Annotated in this window: 3 protein-coding genes; 1 reads left to right on the forward strand and 2 read right to left on the reverse strand. The window is 63.0% G+C overall.

The features are described 5' to 3' along the window. Positions 1 to 201: hypothetical protein (locus EOA60_RS38380; protein ID WP_206628269.1), on the forward strand; the 201-nt coding region annotated here is incomplete at its 5' end. On the opposite strand, the gene EOA60_RS27560 is transcribed toward EOA60_RS38380, so the two are convergent. Together EOA60_RS27560 and EOA60_RS27565 are read right to left on the reverse strand one after the other, a co-directional pair. After that, on the reverse strand, positions 179 to 1,270 hold the full coding sequence (locus EOA60_RS27560) for a hypothetical protein (RefSeq protein WP_128370134.1): 1,092 nt from the start codon (positions 1,268 to 1,270) through the stop codon (positions 179 to 181). The two genes, EOA60_RS38380 and EOA60_RS27560, sit on opposite strands and share 23 nt — an antisense overlap. Positions 1,271 to 1,669: 399 nt before the next feature. After that, a partial coding sequence (locus EOA60_RS27565; protein ID WP_128312204.1) for a hypothetical protein occupies positions 1,670 to 2,728 on the reverse strand: 1,059 nt, incomplete at its 5' end.

The raw sequence follows: 2,728 nt of genomic DNA on the forward strand, positions 1-2,728 counted from the left end.
GGGCCCACCAACGCCCGCCTTTGGCGACCGGTGACGCCGCACCATTGGGTGATTGAGGCCAGAGAATTCGGCTCCACCATGGCGAAGGATATCCCTCTCAAGGCGGTGACCGAGCGTCTTGACGAGATTCTGCGCCAGCGCGCGCCTAAGGCGGCCAGGCCAAGGCGGTCGGCGGCCGTTACGCCCACGCCCTCACAATAAGCTTCCAACTTCCGGGAGTGATACCAAAAATACCGCCGTTTTTGTCCCAGATGCTGATCGCGTTGCCGATACGGATGCCGATATTGGCTGTTCCGTTGACGTACATCGAAATGCCGCCCGAAGTACCGCTAGACGAGTTGGTATTGACGTTGATCTCAACTTCGTCCCCGACCACATAGCCAAATTCGTTGGTCGTGCAGACCAACGCCGCCGCGAACAGTTTGGGCTGCACGCCAAGGCCATGCGCGACCGACGTAGAGGAATTCGTCGAAACATTGATCTGGCCGCTTTCATACGACTTGGTGAACGGCACACTCGCCCACTGCGGCGCCGCGGCTCCGGGGTTCATTTGCAGCACTTGGCCAGCGGTCCCCTTTGGTAGCCGCGTCAGGACTTTGGCGCTGGTCGCATAGAAGATATCGCCAGCGGCGACTGAGGCAGGCAGCGGAACGAATATCTGCTGGCCCGCACCGTCGCCGATGACCAGCACGTTGTCATCCGTATCCCACTGGATATCGCCCTCCGCCGTCGGCGCTGGCGCGGCACTCTGCTTAAGGGTAAGCGTCGGCTGCACGATCGACTGCCCGTAGGGCGGTACCGTTGCCCGCTGGTAGCTCATGCAGCGCCAATTGCCACCACCGAGCGACCGCATGCGCGCTACGTCGCCGGCAGCGGTGACGATGTTCGCCCCGCCTGGCAGAATGAGGCTGGTCGCATTGTGCGTCAGCGTCAGAGCCGCCTGAAACACCAGCTCACGCTCGGCGCCGGCTGCGAGAGTGCCCAGAGCGGTGATCGTGGTCGTGCCGGTGACATTGATCAGCGTGCCCGTCGACGTCGCGAGGTTCAGGGTCGCGGCAGACGCCATGTTGGCGCCGGCCGGGTTCAGGTTGTCATTGCCGCCGACCGCAGACGTGGCGGCAGTGCCGCCGGCCGTAATGGGCCGGGCCGCGTTCAGATCGGTGAGCAAGTCCGCCGACCGGGTGTTGTAGGCAGAGCTCGAAATGGGCGTGTTCGGCACGGCATCGCCGTTTGCCGGGTAGCTGTAAACGCCGCTTCCATCACGGGGCATGGGCAGCACCTTTCAATTTTCGGGGATTGCTCTTATGTTCCGGCGGCCATGCGCGTCAGAATTCTGCAGATCATCGCTGCCCTGATCACCATAGGGACCATGGTCGTGCTTCACGACCTGCTTGGCGCTGGCATTCGGGCCCTTGAGCCGCGTTTCTCGACAGGGCTGGTGATAGGCGGCTTTGGCACCATGGCGGCGTGCCTTGCCTTGCTATTGCAAGACCCTGCCCACACGCGGGGCATGAGCAGATCAGGTCGGCACCAAGTCTATTTCCTGATAACTACTGGCGTCATCGGCCTTTTCGCCTTTTGGTACGCGTCAGCGGACACGATAGCCTCAGGGCGCCTTTTTGTGGTCGGATTCGCCGTTGGCGTGGCAGCGGTTTTGGTTGTCGTTAGGTCACTGATTTTGTGGGATCGCCGATCGCTGGCTCGCCGAGAGCAGCAGAGCGCGCGTAACCTTATCGACCTCTGAACCGGTGACTCCCGATCCGCGATTTGCTCGCAAGAGGGCGTCCAGGATGGCCGGATCGTTGCTGGTGAGCGCCCGCGCCATCCCTGTCCGAGACGCCTCGCTTTTCACCCCGCGCAGGGCTTCCACAACGGCGTCAACGCCGCGCACACCGGCAGCTCGCACTGCACCGCGCAGGCCTCCCGCCATGAAAGCCTGGGGCACGCCGAATGCTTCAGCGCCGGAACCGGTCAACTCCTGCTGCGCGGCTTGCCGGGCCGCTGTGTGAGAATTGCGGATTACCTGATCGGCCGTGTCGGTGAACAGCTTCTCCCGGTCGAGCAGATCGATGATGGCGCGAGCCTTGTCCTGCCCGAATAGTGTTGAAAGCCGCGCCCGGTTCCAGTCGCCTTCACCCTTGATCAGGCGTTGAAGCGCTACGCGATCATTCGCGTTGGTGCCGACGATGCGTTCAATTTCGGCGCGAGCGCCCTCACGAAGACGGAGAGGAACCGCCGAGGGGCCGATTTGCAAACCCTGCGGCAGCGCGCCCTGCCTGACTTCAGAGGCGAGCTCATTGGGTCGCGGTGCCTCTCGGCCGCTGGAAAGCACCGTCTGGCCACGCTGAACGGCCTCCTTCTGCCGAGCGAGTTCCGCGAACTTGGCATCCACTTCCTTGATGTTCGGCACCGTGTTGGCCAACTCGTCATCTACAGCCTGCCGCGCGGTAGTCAGCGCATTGAGGTTGTTGGTTCCCTCTGCTGTTTCCAGCATATCGTCGATCGCATGCCGCGTGTTCAGCAAGGTGCTGGCGTCGGTGATCAGACCGCCAGGTGGCGGTTGGCCTGTGGCGCGAGCGCGGGCGATTTCATCAGGGGTCGGGACATAGTCCAGCATCGCCCGAATCTTTCGGATGCCCTGCTGCGCGCTTCCGCGAAGGCCTTGGGCTTCCGCATCGAGGTATCGGGCGATCGGCGCAGCATCGACCGGCGCGGCATCGCGTAGCGC

This window comes from Mesorhizobium sp. M1A.F.Ca.IN.020.06.1.1 (assembly GCF_004023265.1).
Taxonomy (GTDB): Bacteria; Pseudomonadota; Alphaproteobacteria; order Rhizobiales; family Rhizobiaceae; genus Mesorhizobium.

What these genes read in the sequence shown, in the direction of transcription:
- EOA60_RS27560 (WP_128370134.1), bottom strand. Translation starts at nt 1,270, where the DNA reads ATGCCCCGTGATGGAAGCGGCGTTTACAGCTACCCGGCAAACGGCGAT.